Raw genomic sequence first — 15,788 nt, forward strand, 5'->3', positions numbered from 1 at the left:
CCGTCACTCTCCAAAGCGACGCGGCTACGGAGCGTCAACGCACGTCCGCGCGGGTCAGTAATCGAAGGCGCGTGCGGTGTTCGTAGCGATGGCCGTCGCCAGTGTGTCCTCGTCGATGCCGCGCACCTCGGCCATCGCCCGCAGGGTGACCGGGATGAGGTAGGGCGCGTTGGGCCGGCCCCGGTACGGCGCGGGGGTGAGGAAGGGCGCGTCCGTCTCGACGAGGACCAGTTCCAGGGGGGCCACGGCGAGCGCGTCGCGCAGTGGCTGGGCGTTCTTGAAGGTCATGTTGCCGGCGAAGGACATGAAGTAGCCGTTCGCGGCGCAGACTTCGGCCATCTCCGCGTCCCCGGAGTAGCAGTGGAAGACGGTGCGGTCGGGGGCGCCCTCTTCCTTCAGGACCCGCAGGACGTCGGCGTGCGCGTCCCGGTCGTGGATGACGAGCGCCTTGCCGTGCCGCTTGGCGATCTCGATGTGCGCCCGGAAGGACCGCTCCTGGGCCGCCTTTCCCTCGGGCCCGGTACGGAAGTAGTCCAGTCCCGTTTCCCCTACGCCCTTGACCTGCGGGAGCCCGGCCAGCCGGTCGATCTCCGCGAGCGCCTCGTCGAGGGCCGCGTCTCCGCCGGGCACCCGCGCGCCCTGCCGGGACCAGCCGTCGGGATCGCCGTGGACGATACGGGGCGCCTCGTTCGGGTGCAGGGCGACGGTCGCGTGGACGCTCTCGTACGTGGCCGCCGTCTCGGCCGCCCACCGGGAGCCCTTGATGTCGCAGCCGACCTGGACGACCGTCGTCACCCCGACCGACGCGGCCTTGGCGAGGCCTTCCGCGACGGTGCCGGACTGCATGTCGAGGTGGGTGTGGGAATCGGCGACCGCCACCCGTAGGGGTGCGGGCAGCGGCGGCGCTGAGGACGTTTGGGACTTGGCAGACATGCCCCGATCCTACGAAGGGTCCGCAGAAGGGGGCATGCCTGCCTGTCCCGGGGAGCCAGGGGGAGCTAACTCGCCTTGCGGTGGAAGGGGTGCAGGAGATCCGAGAGGTGCCAGTGGTGGTCTTCCTTCGGCGCCCCGGGCTCCGCGGCGGCGCCCGTGTCCGGGACTGCCGCCTTGGCCGCCGAGCGCTGCCGCTGCATCGAGTTCTGTACCGACGAAACCTGCCCCGCGCGCATGATGCGCACCACGTGGTTGTCGCAGTTCTGGCAGGTGGGCCGGGTCAGCGGGGACGGTACGACGCGGCCGTCCGCCACGTACATGACCATCTCGGTGCCCTCGGTGTCGATGTGGTGCTCGATCTCGTACGACTGTTCCCAGCCGTGCCCGCAGCGCATGCAGGCGAAGGAATACGACTCGTGAACGACGGCGGTGGCCGTGCTGCGGTGGCCGGTGATCTCGCTCATGCCAGCTCCTCTTGTCCGCTGGACAAAGGACGGAAGCGTCCCTGTGAACCAGTGGACGCCTCTACCGGCGTGAAGGCATCCGACCTGTCGACTGTTGAAGGCGTCTTGGCCATTCCTTGTGGGAACAGCCCGGATCCGAGGTCTGGGCTTTGCCTTCCGTCATCCCCCTTTGCCCCCTTATGGCGTGACGGGCGTCGCACTCCCCGTCGCGCTCCCCGCGCCCGCGGACTTCTCCGCGTTCTTCGCGGCCACCACCGCGTCGAACACCTCCCGCTTGGGCAGCCCCACCTCCGCCGCAACGGCCGCGATGGCCTCCTTGCGCCGCTCCCCCGCCTCCTCGCGCACCCGCACCCGCCGCACCAGTTCCTCGGCGCCGAGCTCCCCGCCGTCCTTCTCGGGGGCGCCCTCGACGACGACGGTGATCTCACCCCGTACGCCCTCCGCCGCCCATTCCGCCAGCTCGGCCAGCGGACCGCGTTTGATCTCCTCGTACGTCTTCGTCAACTCCCGGCAGACGGCGGCCCGGCGGTCCGTGCCGAACACCTCGGACATGGCGGCGAGGGTGTCGTCGAGGCGGTGCGGGGCCTCGAAGTAGACGAGTGTGCGGCGTTCCTCAGCCACCTCCCGGAGCCGGGAGAGGCGTTCGCCGGCCTTTCTCGGCAGGAAGCCCTCGAAGCAGAACCGGTCGACGGGCAGCCCGGAGAGCGCGAGCGCGGTGAGCACGGCGGACGGGCCGGGTACGGCCGTCACCTTGATGTCCTTCTCCACGGCGGCGGCGACCAGCCGGTACCCAGGGTCGGACACCGACGGCATGCCCGCGTCCGTCACCAGCAGCACCCGCGAGCCGCCGAGCAGCGCCTCGACCAGTTCCGGGGTGCGCGCGGCCTCGTTGCCCTCGAAGTACGACACCACCCGCCCCTTGGGCTGCACCCCGAGCGCCTGGGTGAGCCGGCGCAGCCGCCGGGTGTCCTCGGCCGCGATGACGTCGGCGCCCGCCAACTCCGCCGCGAGCCGGGGCGGCGCGTCCGTGATGTCGCCGATGGGCGTGCCTGCCAAAACCAAGGTTCCTGTCACGTTTCCATCCTCGCAGGGCCCTTCCACGGGACGCACACAGCGCTGTTCCCTACGATGGCGCGGTGACCAGTACCGCGCCCTCCACGGATATCCGGCAAAGCTCATCCTCGCCAGAGCAGCGGCCGTCGTGGCAGCAGCGGCTGCGCCGCTACGGATACACGGCGAAGCCGAGAAGCGACGTCAGGGACCGGCTGGTGCCGCCGTACACCGAGCCGAGCCCCCAACTGTGGGCGACCCTCGGACTGCCGCCGACCATCACCGACCGGATCACGCGCTGGTCGGGCTGGGGCGGTCCGCTGCTGGTGACACTGCTGGCGGGCGTGCTGCGCTTCTGGGACCTGGGCAGTCCGAAGCGGGTGATGTTCGACGAGACGTACTACGCGAAGGACGCGTGGGGCATCATCCACCGCGGCTTCGAGGTCAACTGGGACAAGGACGTCAACAACCTGATCCTGAACACCGACGGGCACGTGCCGATCCCGACGGACCCGGCCTATGTCGTGCATCCGCCCGTCGGCAAGTACGTCATCGGGCTCGGCGAATGGATGTTCGGGTTCAACCCGTTCGGCTGGCGCTTCATGACGGCGCTGCTGGGCACGCTGTCGGTCCTGATCCTGTGCCGCGTCGGCCGCCGTATCTTCCGCTCCACCTTCCTGGGCTGCCTGGCGGGCGCGCTGATGGCGGTGGACGGCCTGGCTTTCGTGATGAGCCGTACCTCGCTGCTCGACGGCGTCCTCCAGTTCTTCGTCCTCGCCGCCTTCGGCTGCCTGGTCATCGACCGCGACAAGGCCCGCGAACGGCTGGCGGCGGCGCTCCCGCCGGACGCGGACGGTGTCGTACGACCGGACGCGCACACCGCCGAGACGACGCGCCTCGGCGTGCGCCCCTGGCGCTGGACGGCAGGCCTGATGCTGGGCCTGGCCATCGGTACGAAGTGGAACGGCCTGTACATACTGGCCGCGTTCTGTGTGATGGCGGTGCTGTGGGACATCGGCTCCCGCAAGGTCGCCGGCGCCCGCCACCCGTACGAAGCGGTCCTCAAGCGCGACCTGGGCTGGGCGTTCCTGGCGACGGTCCCGGTCGCCGTCTTCACGTACGTGCTGTCCTGGACGGCCTGGATCCTCTCCCCGTCGAACGGCACCGGCGGCTACTACCGCAACTGGGCGGCGACCCAGGGCAAGGGCAGCAGCTGGTCGTGGCTGTTCCCGGACTGGTGGCGCAGCCTCTGGCACTACGAGCACATGGTGTACGAGTTCCACGTGGGCCTGCACACCCCGCACAACTACCAGTCGAACCCGTGGAGTTGGCTCGTCCTGGGCCGCCCGGTCTCGTTCTTCTACGAGGCCCCCGAACCCGGCAAGGGCGGCTGCCCCACCGACGCCGGCCAGCAGTGCGCCCGCGAGGTCCTGGCCCTCGGCACGCCCCTCCTGTGGTGGGCGGCCTGCTTCGCGGTCCTGTACATCCTGTACCGCTGGCTGTTCCGGCGCGACTGGCGGGCGGGGGCCATCGCCTGCGGGATCGCGGCGGGCTATCTCCCCTGGTTCATGTACCAGGAGCGCACGATCTTCTTCTTCTACGCGATCGTCTTCCTGCCCTTCCTGTGCCTGGCCGTGGCGATGATGATCGGCGCGATCGTCGGTCCACCGGGTTCGAGCGAACGACGCCGGGTCGCGGGGGCGGCGGGCGCGGGCGTGCTGGTGCTGCTGATCGCGTGGAACTTCATCTATTTCTGGCCTCTGTACACGGGGACGGCGATTCCCATCGATTCCTGGCGTTCACGTATGTGGCTGGACACCTGGGTCTAGTAACTGGATCCATTCGCTCCTGTCACTCTGGTCACTCTTGGGACAAGAGACGGAAACTCCCCTCACAGCGGCCCCTCAAGCCACTTACAGTGCAGAGGCCAACGGGGAGGGGAGTACTCATGCGCAAGGGAGCAAAGGCCGCCATCGTCGGGTCGGTGTTCACAGTGATGGTCGGAGGGGCCGGGTACGGCGCGTTCAACATCGTGTCCGCGCTCACCGAGGACAGCGGTGCGGCGGCCGTGAAGACCGGGCCGCCGTCGAAGGACGAGATCGCGGAGACCAGCGAGAAGTTCTTCGCGGCCTGGGAGAAGGGGCAGGCGCAGGCCGCCGCCGATCTCACCGACAACGCCATACCGGCGGCCAATCTGATCGGCGACTACAGCGCGAAAGCGCACATCACCGGCGTGAAGATCACCGCCGGGACGGCCACCGGAGCGACCGTGCCCTTCTCGGTGAAGGCCACGGTGTCGTTCCAGGGCAAGAGCAAGCCGCTCGCCTACGACAGCAGGCTGACGATCATCCGGGGTACGACGACCGGGCGGGCCCTGGTCGACTGGCAGCCGTCGGTCGTCCATCCCGGCCTCAAGGTGTCCGGGGACCGCCTGGTCACCGAGCAGGCCACGAGCGCGCCGATCGAGGCCACGGACCGGGACGGCAAGGTGCTGACGAAGGACAAGTACCCGTCCCTCGGGCCGATCCTCGACACCCTGCGGGCCCGCTACGGCGACAAGGCGGGCGGTACGCCTGGCATCGAACTGATGATCCAGCACGCCGACGCCGAGACGGCCGACACCTCGCTGCTGACTCTCTCCGAGGGCACCCCGGGCAAGGTGAGGACGACACTGAGCGCGAGTGCGCAGGACGCCGCCGAGAAGGCGGTGCTGAAGTTCTCCGAGTCGTCCGTGGTCGCCGTACAGCCGAGCACCGGTGAGGTGCTGGCGGTCGCCAACCACCGTACGGACCAGTTCAACGCGGCCTTCGAGGGCACGCTGGCGCCGGGCTCCACGATGAAGATCATCACGGCGGCGATGCTGATCGACAACGGCGTGACGTCGATGAACGGCCCGGCGCCCTGCACGCCGACCGCCGTCTGGAAGAGCCAGACCTTCACCAACCTCAAGGGCATGGCACCGAACGAGAAAGCCACCCTCGCCAACGACTTCCTGCGCTCCTGCAACACGGGCTTCATCAAGCTGATCGACGGCACCGAGGCGAACCCGCTCACCGACGAGTCGCTGACGACCGAGGCGCAGGAGCGGTTCGGGCTCGGGCAGGACAACTGGAAGACCGGGATCACCTCCTTCGACGGCAGCGTCCCCGCCTCCGCCGGCCCGGACCGCGCGGCCAACGCGATCGGGCAGGGTCAGGTCCAGATGAGCCCGCTGAACATGGCGTCGGTGACGGCGACGGCGATCACGGGCGAGTTCCGGCAGCCGTATCTCATCTCGCCCGACCTCGACGACCGTCAGCTGGCGACGGCGAAGGGCCTCCCGGCGAGCACGTCCGCGCAGCTCAAGGAGATGATGCGGATGACCGCGACCCAGGGCACCGCGACGCAGGCCATGGCCGGGCTGAGCGGGGACATCGGGGCGAAGACGGGGTCCGCCGAGGTGGACGGACAGGACAAGTCCAACAGCTGGTTCACCGGCTTCCGGGGCGACATCGCGGCGGCGGCCATGACCCAGGAGGGCGGCCACGGCGGCGACGCGGCCGGGCCGATTGTCGCAGCCGTGCTACGGACTGGCGGCTGAACTCACCCTCGCGGAACGGGACTCTAGGGTTGTCGTTGTCGTTGAGGTGGCTGAGGGCAACGGGGACCCTGGGGATTTTCGCGGAGGATCGGGAGCTGTGGGCAAGAGAAGGCGCGTCGCCGAGCGACGGAGTGCACGCAAGACCAGGCCCGCGGTGGTCGGCGGGATGATCGCCGTGGTGGTCGGCGGCGCCGGTTTCGGCGTCTACGCGCTGTTCGGCGGCGGAGCGGCGGCCGAGGACGGCTCCTCCACGGCGGCCACGGCCGACAAGAAGCCGTCGGTGCCGACGGGACCCGTACCGGCGGCCCAGGTCAAGGCGATCGCCACGCAGTTCCTGACGGCCTGGCAGACCGGCAAGATCACCCAGGCGGCAGCGGCGACGAACGACACCACAACGGCCGCTGCGACGCTCCTCACCGGCTACACCAAGGATGCCCACATCACCGGTGTGACGATCACACCCGGCACGGCGACGGGCGCCAAGGTCCCCTTCACGGTCAAGGGCACGGTGACGTACGGCGCCACGAGCAAGCCGCTGACGTACGCGAGCGCCCTGAGCGTGGTCCGGCGTACGTCCGACGGGAAGCCGCTGGTCGACTGGCACGCGTCGGTGGTCCACCCCGACCTGGCGGACGGCGACAAACTCCTCACCGGCGAGGCCGGCACTCCGCCGATCAAGGCCGTCGACCGGGACGGCGGTGAGCTGACGCTCACGAAGTACCCGTCGCTGGGCACGGTCCTGGACAGCCTCAGGGAGAAGTACGGCAAGAAGGCCGGCGGCAAGGCGGGCATCGAACTGCGCGTCGTGCGCGGTACGGAGTCCAAGGCCGCGAAGTCGGCCGACAAGACGCTGCTGGAGCTGAGCAAGGGCACGCCTGGCACTGTGAAGACGACGCTGAGCCCGACCCTGCAGGCGGCGGCGGAGGCACAGGTCGCGAAGAAAGCGAAGTCGTCGGTGGTGCTCATGCGCCCCTCGACGGGCGAGATCCTGGCGGTGGCGAACCAGTCGCACGGCTTCAACACGGCGTTCCAGGGCTCGTTGGCGCCGGGTTCGACGATGAAGGTCCTCACGTCGTCGCTGCTGATCGAGAAGGGGCTGGCGTCGCCGGACAAGGCGCATCCGTGCCCGAAGTTCTTCACCTACGGCGGCTGGAAGTTCCAGAACGACGACAAGTTCGAGATCAAGGGCGGCACGTTCAAGGCGAGCTTCGCGCGGTCCTGCAACACGGCCTTCATCAGCCAGGCCAAGAAACTCGACAACGACAGCCTGACCAAGCAGGCGCAGCAGGTGTTCGGCCTCGGCATGGACAACTGGGCGATCGGCGTCTCGACCTTCGACGGCTCGGTACCGGTGCAGTCGCAGGCGCAGATGGCGGCGTCGCTGATCGGCCAGGGCGGGGTGCGGATGAACCCCCTGAACATGGCGTCGGTGGCGGCGACCGTGGAGTCGGGGGTGTTCCGGCAGCCGTACCTGGTCTCGTCGGAGGTGGACGGACGCACGCTGGCGAAGGCGTCGCGGACGATGTCGTCGTCGACGCTGTCGCAACTGCGGGAACTGCTGCAGTACACGGCGGCGTACGGAACGGCGGCGGAGGCGATGGCCGGGCTGGGCCCCGACTACGGGGCGAAGACGGGCTCGGCGGAAGTCGACGGCCAGAAGCAGCCGAACGGCTGGTTCACGGCATACCGGGGAGACCTGGCGGGCGCGGGCGTGGTCGTACAGGGCGGCCACGGAGGCAGCACGGCGGGCCCGATCGTGGCGGCGTTGTTGAAGGCGGGTTCGTAGTCAGCCCGGCCGGCACCTTCAGCCCGTCCGGCGTTTGAGGACGAGCGGACGAGCGCAACGTCAGTGGGTAACCCGCGTCCCCGCCATATACGTACGCCGCAAGAACCGCATCAGCGTCTTCGTCTCGAACTGCACCACCGACACACCCCCCGCCGAGTGGAACTCGACCACCGCCTGCACCCGCCCGCACGGCCACACCCGCACCTCCCCCGACCCTGCGGGCGCCCGCAGCCCCTCCTCCAGGAGGGACCGTGAGAACGTCCACTCGTGCGGGCCGGGCAGCCCGATGCGGACCACGCGCGGGTCGGTGTCCGGGTCGTAGCGCAGGACCACGGGAACCGCGTCGCGGTCGTCGTCCTGGGTGTCCGTGACGATATGGGCTCGCGCGTACTGCTCGACTACGGACATCGGACGGCCCCTTCACGCTGCGTAACCTGTGTGGAGGCTATGAATCCGCTTCCACTTTCTCTCCAATGTCGCATATTTTCCCAATTGCGCCTCAGGTCGCTTCGGGCTCGCTTTCAGATCGCTTTTCTCTCGCTCTTGCAAGAGGTTCGCAACAAGCCACTATCATCGAACGGTGCATGTGCCTGATGGATTCATCAACGCCCCCGTCTCCGTAGCGGCCGGAGTCGTCGCCGCCGGTGCCGTCGCCGTGAGTCTGCGCGGCGCCCGGCGCGAGCTGGACGAACGGATCGCGCCGCTCGCCGGCCTGGTGGCCGCGTTCATCTTCGCCGTGCAGATGCTGAACTTCCCGGTCGCCGCCGGGACCAGCGGACATCTGCTCGGCGGCGCGCTGGCCGCGATACTCGTGGGGCCCTACACAGGGGTCCTGTGCGTGTCCGTCGTACTGCTCATGCAGGGCATCCTCTTCGCGGACGGCGGCCTCACCGCGCTCGGCGTGAACATCACGGTCATGGCCGTCGTGACGACCGTGGTCGCCTACGCCACCTTCCGCGGACTGGTGAAGGTGCTGCCCAAGAAGCGCCGTTCCGTCACCGTCTCCGCCTTCGTCGCCGCCGCGCTCTCCGTACCCGCCGCCGCCCTCGCCTTCACGCTCGTCTACGCGATCGGCGGCACGACGGACGTACCGATCGGCCGTGTCCTCACCGCCATGGTGGGTGTGCACGTCCTGATCGGGCTCGGCGAGGCCGCGATCACCGCGTTCACGGTCGGCGCCGTCATCGCCGTACGGCCGGACCTCGTGTACGGCGCCCGCGGCCTGCGCCAGAAGCTCCGGCTGCGGGTCGGCGGCGAGCTGGTGGACGCGGCACCCGACCCCCAGCCGGAGCTCACCCCCGTGCCCGCCGCCTCCCACCGCACCCGCAACGTCTGGCTCACCGGCCTCGCCGCCTCCCTCGTCCTCGCCGGCGTCGTCAGCTTCTACGCCTCCGCCAGCCCTGACGGACTGGAGAAGGTCGCCGCCGACAAGGGCATCGACGCCAAGGTCGAGGAACACGCCGCCGCCGACTCCCCGCTCGCCGACTACGGCGTCGAGGGCATCACCGACGGCCGGCTCTCCGGCGGCCTCGCCGGCGTGATCGGCGTCGGCGCCACGGTCGTCGCCGGGACCGGCGTCTTCTGGGCGGTACGCAGGCGCCGTACCGACGAGGACGTCACAGCGGCCTCGGCCGCCACCCCCGGCGCGAGCGTCTGACATGGGCGCCGGGCACGCCCACCGGCTCTACCGGCACGCGCACTCCCCCGTGCACGCGCTGCCGCCGCACACCAAACTCGCCGCCGCCTTCGCCTTCGTGATCGTGGTCGTCTCCACGCCCCGCGAGGCGGTGTGGGCCTTCGCGGTGTACGCCGTACTGCTGGCGGCCGTGGCCCGCGCCGCCCATGTGCCGGCCGCCTTCCTCCTCAAGCGCCTGCTGATCGAAGTCCCCTTCGTCGCCTTCGCCGTGCTCATGCCGTTCGTGGCACAGGGCGAGCGGGTGGACGTCCTGGGGATGTCGCTCAGCGTGGGCGGGCTCTGGGGCGCCTGGAACGTGCTCGCCAAGGGCACCCTCGGCGTCGCCACCTCCGTACTCCTCGCCTCCACCACCGAACTGCGCGAACTCCTCCTCGGACTGCAGCGCCTCAAGCTCCCGCCGCTCCTGGTGCAGATCGCCTCCTTCATGATCCGGTACGGCGATGTCATCACCGACGAGATGCGGCGGATGCGGATCGCCCGGGAGTCACGGGGGTTCGAGGCGCGCGGAGTCCGGCACTGGGGGGTGCTGGCGAAGTCCGCCGGGGCGCTGTTCATCCGGTCCTACGAGCGGGGCGAGCGCGTACATCTGGCCATGGTGAGCCGGGGATACGCCGGATCCATGCCCGTCATCGACGAGGTGACCGCGTCCCGCACCCAGTGGTCGTACGCCTTCGCCCTGCCCGTCGCCGCTCTCGCCGTCTGTCTGCTGGGATGGTCACTGTGACAGCTCCTGTGGTTTCTCCGGCCTCCCTGGAAGTCTCCGGGCTGGCCTACGCCTACCCCGACGGCCACCAGGCCCTCTTCGGCGTCGACTTCCTGGTCGGGCGCGGTGAGCGGGTGGCGCTGCTCGGGCCCAACGGGGCCGGCAAGACGACGCTCGTGCTGCACCTCAACGGCATCCTCACCGCGGGCGCGGGGACGGTCACCGTGGCCGGGATGCCCGTCGGCAAGCAGCACATGGCCGAAATTCGCCGCAAGGTCGGGATCGTCTTCCAGGATCCCGACGACCAGCTCTTCATGCCGACGGTCCGCGAGGACGTCGCCTTCGGGCCCGCCGCCGCGGGGATGAAGGGCGAGGAGCTGGAGCGGCGCGTCCGTACGGCCCTCGACCTGGTCGGTATGGCGGACTTCGCCGACCGGCCGCCGCACCATCTCTCCTTCGGGCAGCGGCGCCGGGTGGCCGTGGCGACCGTGCTCGCCATGGAGCCCGAGATCCTCGTCCTCGACGAACCGTCCTCCAACCTCGACCCCGCCTCGCGGCGCGAACTGGCCGATATCCTGCGGTCGTTGGACGTCACGGTCCTCATGGTCACCCACGATCTGCCGTATGCCCTGGAGCTGTGCCCGCGTGCGCTGATCCTCAGCGAGGGCGTCATCGCCGCCGACGGACCCACCGGCGACCTCCTCGCCGACGACGACCTGATGCGCGCCCACCGCCTGGAACTGCCCTTCGGGTTCGACCCGCGCTCCGTCTCCACCGCCCGCACTCCGTGACACCGGGCGCGTGGACAATGACCGCGTGGACAATGGGCGCGTGATCGAACAAGAGGACGCACACAACGACGCCCACGGTCCCGGGTCGCCGCGCCTCGACGACCAGTTGTGCTTCGCGCTGTACGCGGCCCAGCGCGCGGTGACCGCCGCCTACCGCCCGCTCCTGGACGAGCTGGGCCTCACCTACCCGCAGTACCTCGCGCTGCTGGTCCTGTGGGAGCGCGGCGAGGTGACCGTGAAGGAGCTGGGCACCGCCCTGTGCCTCGACTACGGCACGGTCTCGCCGCTGCTCAAGCGGCTGGAGTCGGCGGGGCTCGTCCGCCGGGAGCGGTCGGCGCTGGACGAGCGGTCGTTCACCATCGGCGTCACCGGGCGCGGCGAGGAACTCCGGGAGCGCGCGGCGCGCGTACCGGGCGCGCTGCTCGCGGCGACGGAGCTGAGCGGGGGCGCGGTCGCGCGGTTGCGGGGCGAGCTGTGGGAGCTGGCGGAGCGGGCGCAAGAGGCGGCCGACCGGGCCCGGTTGATCTGAGGACGGGCACCGACCTGAGGTTACCCGCGGTTCCTGCCCCCGGGTTGTGGATACATCCCTACCAGCCGGTACCTTGTGCACGATGTAGTTGCGGTATTCGCAGTATCTACACATGTTCCTGTTGTCCGCTTTGGGGGAGGTTCTGCCGTGTCTGACGCCGGTATCGACGTCGAGGCCCGTACCGCCGACACTCGTCCGGACACCCGTCCGACGAAGATCACGTACGTCGCCGAGGCCACCGCCCACGGCGGCCGGGACGGTGACGTCACCAGCCAGGACGGCCAGATCGCGCTGAAGGTGGCGATGCCGCCACAGCTGGGTGGCGACGGCAACGGCACCAACCCGGAGCAGCTGTTCGCGGCCGGCTACAGCTCCTGCTTCCACAACGCGCTGGTCCTGGTCGGCCGCCGAGAGGGCTACGACCTGACCGGCTCCACGGTCGCCGCGAAGGTCGGCATCGGCCCCAACAAGCAGCGCGGCTATGGCCTCGCGGTCGCCCTGAGCGTCTCGCTGCCGATCCTGGACCAGGACATCGCGGCCAAGCTGGTGGACGCGGCCCACATGGTGTGCCCGTACTCGAACGCCACCCGCGACAACATCGATGTGACGATCATCCTCGGCTGATCTCCTGAGCCGATCTCCTGCGCTGATCTCCTGGGCCGAGGAATCGTGGGCAGTAGGTGCGCGTTACACCGGCGTGGACTTGAACGTAGACGTCAACGGTGTGGTGGCTGAGGGCTTCGAGCCGGTCAGGGACGCGTTCGCAGCGAACTTCGCGACCGGCGGCGAACGCGGCGCCGCCGTCACCGTGTACCGGGACGGTCGCCGGGTCGTCGACCTGTGGGCCGGGGTACGGGACTTCGACGGGGACGCCGGATCCGGCGCGGCACCCTGGGAGCACGGCACCGCGCAGATCGTGCGCTCGACGACGAAGGGCGTCGCCGCCGCCGTACTCCTGATGCTGGCCGAACGCGGCGCACTGGACCTGGACGCGCCCGTGGGCGAGTACTGGCCGGAGTTCAAGGCGGCGGGCAAGGAGCGGACCCTCGTACGGCACCTGCTCTCGCACCGCGCGGGCGTCCCCGTCCTCGACCGGCCGCTCACCCCGGCACAGGCCGCCGATCCCACCCTCGGCGCTGCGGCGGTCGCGGCCCAGGCGCCGGCCTGGGAGCCGGGCACCGACCACGGGTACCACGCGCAGACGTACAGCTGGCTGACCGGCGAGCTCGTACGGCGCGTCAGCGGGCGCCCGATCGGCGACTGGGTCGCCACGGAGATCGCCGGTCCGGCCGGCCTCGACCTGTGGATCGGGCTGCCGGAGACCGAGGCCGAGGCGGGACGCGTGGGCCGGGTCGGACGAGCCCTGACGCCGGACACAGGGGGCCTCAGGACACGCCCCAAACGGTCCGTCGCCGACGCCTACGCCGACCCGGAATCCCTCACCAGCCGCGCCTTCGCCGCGATCACCCCGCTGCCCGACGAGAACGACGCCGCGTACCGGGCCGCCGCCCTGCCCGCCTCCAACGGCATCGCGACGGCCGACGGACTGGCCCGCTTCTACGCCTCCCTGATCGGCCAAGTGGACGGCGGTACACGCCTGTTCGCCCCGTCGACGGTCGAGCTCGCCCGGCGCGAGCACTCGGCGGGCCCGGACCGCGTGCTGGTGATCGGCACCCGCTTCGGCCTCGGCTACATGCTCCACGGCACCGCCTCGCCGCTCCTGGCCCCGGGCTCGTTCGGCCACCCGGGCAGAGGCGGCGCCCTCGGCTTCGCCGACCCCGAGTCGGGGATCGCGTTCGGCTATGTCACGAACGGTTTCCGCAAGAGCGTGACGGCGGACGGACGGGCGCAGGCGTTGGTACGGGGGGTGCGGGTGGCGTTGGGGGCGGGGCTGTAAGGGTGGGCTGTCGGGGCGCCGCGCGTGGTCGAGTGGGCCAAGCCACTTGGCCGCACGGCCGCTCAATGGTTCAGCCGCCCGGCGGCTCAGCCACTCATCCAGCCAGCCGCCCAGTGGCTCAGCCACTCGGCCGACGCACCACTCGGTGGCTCAGCCACTCGGCGGCCCAGCCACTCGGCGGCACGGCTGCTCAGCGGCTCAGCCACCCACCACGCAGTGGCCCAGTGGCCCGTCCACAGGCCTGTGGACTACCCGAGAGCCAGCGACCGCGACGTCCGCCCCGACGCCTCGTCGATCTCGTCGTGGGCCTTCGTCAGCAGCTTCATCGCCAGTTCGTTGAGGGCGCGCGCCCCGGCGATCTCCTCGCCGATGCGCGGCTGATTCTCGTCGGACCGGTGCCGGCTGGCGTACCCGTGGGCCCGTACCTCGCTCCCGTCCGCGAGCCGTACAAGGGCTGCTGCCCGCGTGCGCTGCTCGTCCTCCGCGAACTCCAGCTCGACATGCCATCCCACTGCGGTGTGCGTCATGACGATCACCTCCGGTACCGCTACTACTACCGCTACCGCTGCTTCCAGAGTGCTCCTGTCGCCCCCCGCCCGCACGTGTGCCGCGTGTACTGATCACGGCGTATACGCGCGGCGTCCGTTGTGTGACGTTCGTCGCGATCGCCCCGTGCGACGGATGCGCGCTCTCCCCTCACCCGTACGCTGCAAGAGCCCCCGCACCGACCGCACCGACGCCAAGGAGTTGTCGTGCCCCATACCTCCGGCCGCCCCCGCCCCCACGGCGGCCGTTAACGGGCCACGGGCACGTTCCGATCATGCGCTGCTGTCTCTCCGCTCCCCTGGCCGCCCTGGCGGCGTTCCCCGCCCCCCGCGACCTCGTCCGCTCCGGCGCGCTTCTCACGCCCGCCGTGCTCCGGTCCGCGCTCTCCGCGCGCCGGGAACGCATCACGCGCGCCGACGTCGTGACGGCCCTCAACCTGGAGCTGGTCACGCTCACCGAGGACCGCGCCGTCATCACCTGGTACACGGCCGTGCCCGGCACCGACGACGGTTTCGGCCACCTGGTCCCCGCGGTCACCGAGGGCGAGGTCGTGTACGGCACCCACCCGGCCCACCTCAACCGCACGGCGTCGGAGGACCACCGGACCGCCCATCACTACGTGGAACTGACGGACCTGGAACCGGGCCAGACGTACTACTACCAGGCCCGTTCGCGCGGCCGGGCGGCCACCCCGACTCCCCTGCACCTGGTGCGCGGCAACGCGGTCGGCACCTCGCTCCACGGCCTGGGCTCACACGGCGGCCCGTACTCCTTCACGACCCCCCAGCCGCCCCCCGGCCGCCACCTCCTCTCCATCGCGCTCTGCAACGACCTGCACCTCGGCGAGACCACGGCGGGCCGGGTGGCCGGCGTACCGATGCTGCGCGGGGTCTCGCAGCAGCCCGGTCTGGCCCCGTACCCGGAGATCATGAGCCGCGCCATGGTCGAGGAGGCACAGAGGCGCGGAGCGGACGTGCTCCTGGCGGCCGGGGACATCTCGGCGGCCGGCGCACCCCAGGACCTGGCCGAGGCCCGCCGCATCCTGGACGGCTTCGGCACCCACGGGCGGGACTACTTCGTCGTACGGGGCAACCACGACCGCCCCCGCCACCCCGACGACTCCTTCCGCGACGGCTTCCTGGGCGGCGTCGACGGCCCCGGTTACTTCGCACGCGACCTGGGCGGGCTACGCCTGATCGGCCTCGACACCTATGAGAAGAACGGCAACGGCGGGGACGCGGGCGGGCTGAGCGCAGAGCAACTGGCGTGGTTCCAGGCCGACTTGCGGAAAGACCGGGACCAGCCGACGATCGTCTTCGGCCACCACCCGCTCACCACACGGGACTCCGTCTTCCCGATGGGCCGGGGCCAGCGTCTGGACCGCGGCCAGGCCCGCTCGATCGTCGACGCCTACGCCTCCTCCCCCGGCGTCTTCCTCCACCACGCGGGCCACACCCACCGCAACAAGCGCACGATCCTGAACAGCGCCCCGCACGTCACCCAGCAGGAGGTCAGCGCGGTCAAGGACTACCCCGGCGGCTTCTGCCTCCTGCGCGTCCACACCGGCGGCTACGCCCTCAACTACTACAAGAACAGCAGCGTCCCGGCCCGCGCCTGGGTCGAACGCAGCCGCCTCACGGCAGGCGGCCTCTGGCCGCACCACGCCCTCGGCCGCTCGGTGACCGACCGCAACAGCATGCGCCTCCACGACCTGTCCGGGCTACGTGCTTACATGCGCGCATGACAGGCAGGACAGCCAATCCTGTCAGCCGTGAGCCGTGACACGCCTGAGGGGCGTCCGCCGCGGCGGACG

Annotated in this window: 15 protein-coding genes; 10 read left to right on the forward strand and 5 right to left on the reverse strand. The window is 70.5% G+C overall.

The features are described from left to right. Nucleotides 1–54: 54 nt before the first annotated feature. The 3 genes from OG734_RS18385 to rsmI all read right to left on the reverse strand — a co-directional run bounded on the left by OG734_RS18385 (nt 55) and on the right by rsmI (nt 2,471). Nucleotides 55–933 (reverse strand): TatD family hydrolase, encoded by an 879-nt coding sequence (locus tag OG734_RS18385; RefSeq protein ID WP_330288589.1) that lies wholly within the window; start codon nt 931–933, stop codon nt 55–57. Nucleotides 934–998: 65 nt separating this feature from the next. Next, the gene (locus tag OG734_RS18390) at nt 999–1,397 is read right to left on the reverse strand and encodes a hypothetical protein (protein WP_330288590.1); all 399 of its coding nucleotides are present in this window, start codon (nt 1,395–1,397) and stop codon (nt 999–1,001) included. A 177-nt stretch (nt 1,398–1,574) separates the two neighbouring features. Next, complete coding sequence (gene rsmI, locus OG734_RS18395) at nt 1,575–2,471, reverse strand: 16S rRNA (cytidine(1402)-2'-O)-methyltransferase (RefSeq protein WP_330288591.1); 897 nt, start codon at nt 2,469–2,471, stop codon at nt 1,575–1,577. Between the two features lie 62 nt (nt 2,472–2,533). On the opposite strand from rsmI, the gene OG734_RS18400 reads away from it, so the two are divergent. From OG734_RS18400 to OG734_RS18410, 3 genes are all read left to right on the forward strand, one after another. Beyond that, nucleotides 2,534–4,276 (forward strand): dolichyl-phosphate-mannose--protein mannosyltransferase, encoded by a 1,743-nt coding sequence (locus tag OG734_RS18400; RefSeq protein WP_330288592.1) that lies wholly within the window; start codon nt 2,534–2,536, stop codon nt 4,274–4,276. A 119-nt stretch (nt 4,277–4,395) separates the two neighbouring features. Further along, nucleotides 4,396–6,027, forward strand: coding sequence for a penicillin-binding transpeptidase domain-containing protein (locus tag OG734_RS18405; protein ID WP_330288593.1), 1,632 nt, complete (start codon nt 4,396–4,398; stop codon nt 6,025–6,027). 97 nt (nt 6,028–6,124) lie between these two features. Further along, complete coding sequence (locus OG734_RS18410; RefSeq protein WP_330288594.1) at nt 6,125–7,813, forward strand: penicillin-binding transpeptidase domain-containing protein; 1,689 nt, start codon at nt 6,125–6,127, stop codon at nt 7,811–7,813. Between the two features lie 60 nt (nt 7,814–7,873). Here OG734_RS18410 and OG734_RS18415 read toward each other — a convergent pair whose 3' ends face one another. After that, the gene (locus OG734_RS18415; RefSeq protein ID WP_330288595.1) at nt 7,874–8,221 is read right to left on the reverse strand and encodes an SsgA family sporulation/cell division regulator; all 348 of its coding nucleotides are present in this window, start codon (nt 8,219–8,221) and stop codon (nt 7,874–7,876) included. A gap of 172 nt (nt 8,222–8,393) precedes the next feature. Here OG734_RS18415 and OG734_RS18420 point away from each other — a divergent pair, with 172 nt between their 5' ends. The 6 genes from OG734_RS18420 to OG734_RS18445 all read left to right on the forward strand — a co-directional run bounded on the left by OG734_RS18420 (nt 8,394) and on the right by OG734_RS18445 (nt 13,429). Continuing rightward, nucleotides 8,394–9,470, forward strand: coding sequence for an energy-coupling factor ABC transporter permease (locus tag OG734_RS18420; RefSeq protein ID WP_330288596.1), 1,077 nt, complete (start codon nt 8,394–8,396; stop codon nt 9,468–9,470). A gap of 1 nt (nt 9,471) precedes the next feature. Then, nucleotides 9,472–10,233 (forward strand): cobalt ECF transporter T component CbiQ, encoded by a 762-nt coding sequence (gene cbiQ / locus OG734_RS18425; RefSeq protein WP_330288597.1) that lies wholly within the window; start codon nt 9,472–9,474, stop codon nt 10,231–10,233. Then, nucleotides 10,221–11,003 carry an energy-coupling factor ABC transporter ATP-binding protein gene (locus OG734_RS18430; protein WP_330288598.1) on the forward strand — a complete coding sequence of 261 codons (783 nt, stop codon included), beginning with the start codon at nt 10,221–10,223 and terminating at the stop codon, nt 11,001–11,003. The genes cbiQ and OG734_RS18430 overlap by 13 nt, the downstream gene beginning before the upstream one ends. 40 nt (nt 11,004–11,043) lie before the next feature. After that, on the forward strand, nt 11,044–11,532 hold the full coding sequence (locus tag OG734_RS18435; RefSeq protein WP_330288599.1) for a MarR family winged helix-turn-helix transcriptional regulator: 489 nt from the start codon (nt 11,044–11,046) through the stop codon (nt 11,530–11,532). 147 nt (nt 11,533–11,679) lie between these two features. Continuing rightward, the gene (locus tag OG734_RS18440) at nt 11,680–12,156 is read left to right on the forward strand and encodes an organic hydroperoxide resistance protein (protein WP_330288600.1); all 477 of its coding nucleotides are present in this window, start codon (nt 11,680–11,682) and stop codon (nt 12,154–12,156) included. Nucleotides 12,157–12,235: 79 nt separating this feature from the next. Further along, nucleotides 12,236–13,429, forward strand: coding sequence for a serine hydrolase domain-containing protein (locus OG734_RS18445; RefSeq protein WP_330293705.1), 1,194 nt, complete (start codon nt 12,236–12,238; stop codon nt 13,427–13,429). A gap of 248 nt (nt 13,430–13,677) precedes the next feature. On the opposite strand, the gene OG734_RS18450 is transcribed toward OG734_RS18445, so the two are convergent. Further along, a complete protein-coding gene (locus OG734_RS18450; RefSeq protein ID WP_330288601.1) occupies nt 13,678–13,956 on the reverse strand; it encodes a DUF1876 domain-containing protein in 279 nt (92 codons plus the stop codon). A gap of 293 nt (nt 13,957–14,249) precedes the next feature. Between OG734_RS18450 and OG734_RS18455 the strand changes: the two genes are divergently transcribed. Then, nucleotides 14,250–15,719, forward strand: coding sequence for a metallophosphoesterase family protein (locus tag OG734_RS18455; RefSeq protein ID WP_330288602.1), 1,470 nt, complete (start codon nt 14,250–14,252; stop codon nt 15,717–15,719). Nucleotides 15,720–15,788 lie beyond the last annotated feature (69 nt).

It is taken from the genome of Streptomyces sp. NBC_00576, from assembly GCF_036345175.1.
Classification (GTDB): Bacteria; Actinomycetota; Actinomycetes; order Streptomycetales; family Streptomycetaceae; genus Streptomyces.

Excerpts from the sequence above, each read along its gene's own strand:
- OG734_RS18385 (WP_330288589.1), bottom strand. The coding sequence starts at position 933 with ATGTCTGCCAAGTCCCAAACGTCCTCAGCGCCGCCGCTGCCCGCACCC.
- OG734_RS18390 (WP_330288590.1), bottom strand. The coding sequence starts at position 1,397 with ATGAGCGAGATCACCGGCCACCGCAGCACGGCCACCGCCGTCGTTCAC.
- OG734_RS18405 (WP_330288593.1), top strand. The coding sequence starts at position 4,396 with ATGCGCAAGGGAGCAAAGGCCGCCATCGTCGGGTCGGTGTTCACAGTG.
- OG734_RS18415 (WP_330288595.1), bottom strand. The coding sequence starts at position 8,221 with ATGTCCGTAGTCGAGCAGTACGCGCGAGCCCATATCGTCACGGACACC.
- cbiQ (WP_330288597.1), top strand. The coding sequence starts at position 9,472 with ATGGGCGCCGGGCACGCCCACCGGCTCTACCGGCACGCGCACTCCCCC.
- OG734_RS18430 (WP_330288598.1), top strand. The coding sequence starts at position 10,221 with ATGGTCACTGTGACAGCTCCTGTGGTTTCTCCGGCCTCCCTGGAAGTC.
- OG734_RS18450 (WP_330288601.1), bottom strand. The coding sequence starts at position 13,956 with ATGACGCACACCGCAGTGGGATGGCATGTCGAGCTGGAGTTCGCGGAG.
- OG734_RS18455 (WP_330288602.1), top strand. The coding sequence starts at position 14,250 with ATGCGCTGCTGTCTCTCCGCTCCCCTGGCCGCCCTGGCGGCGTTCCCC.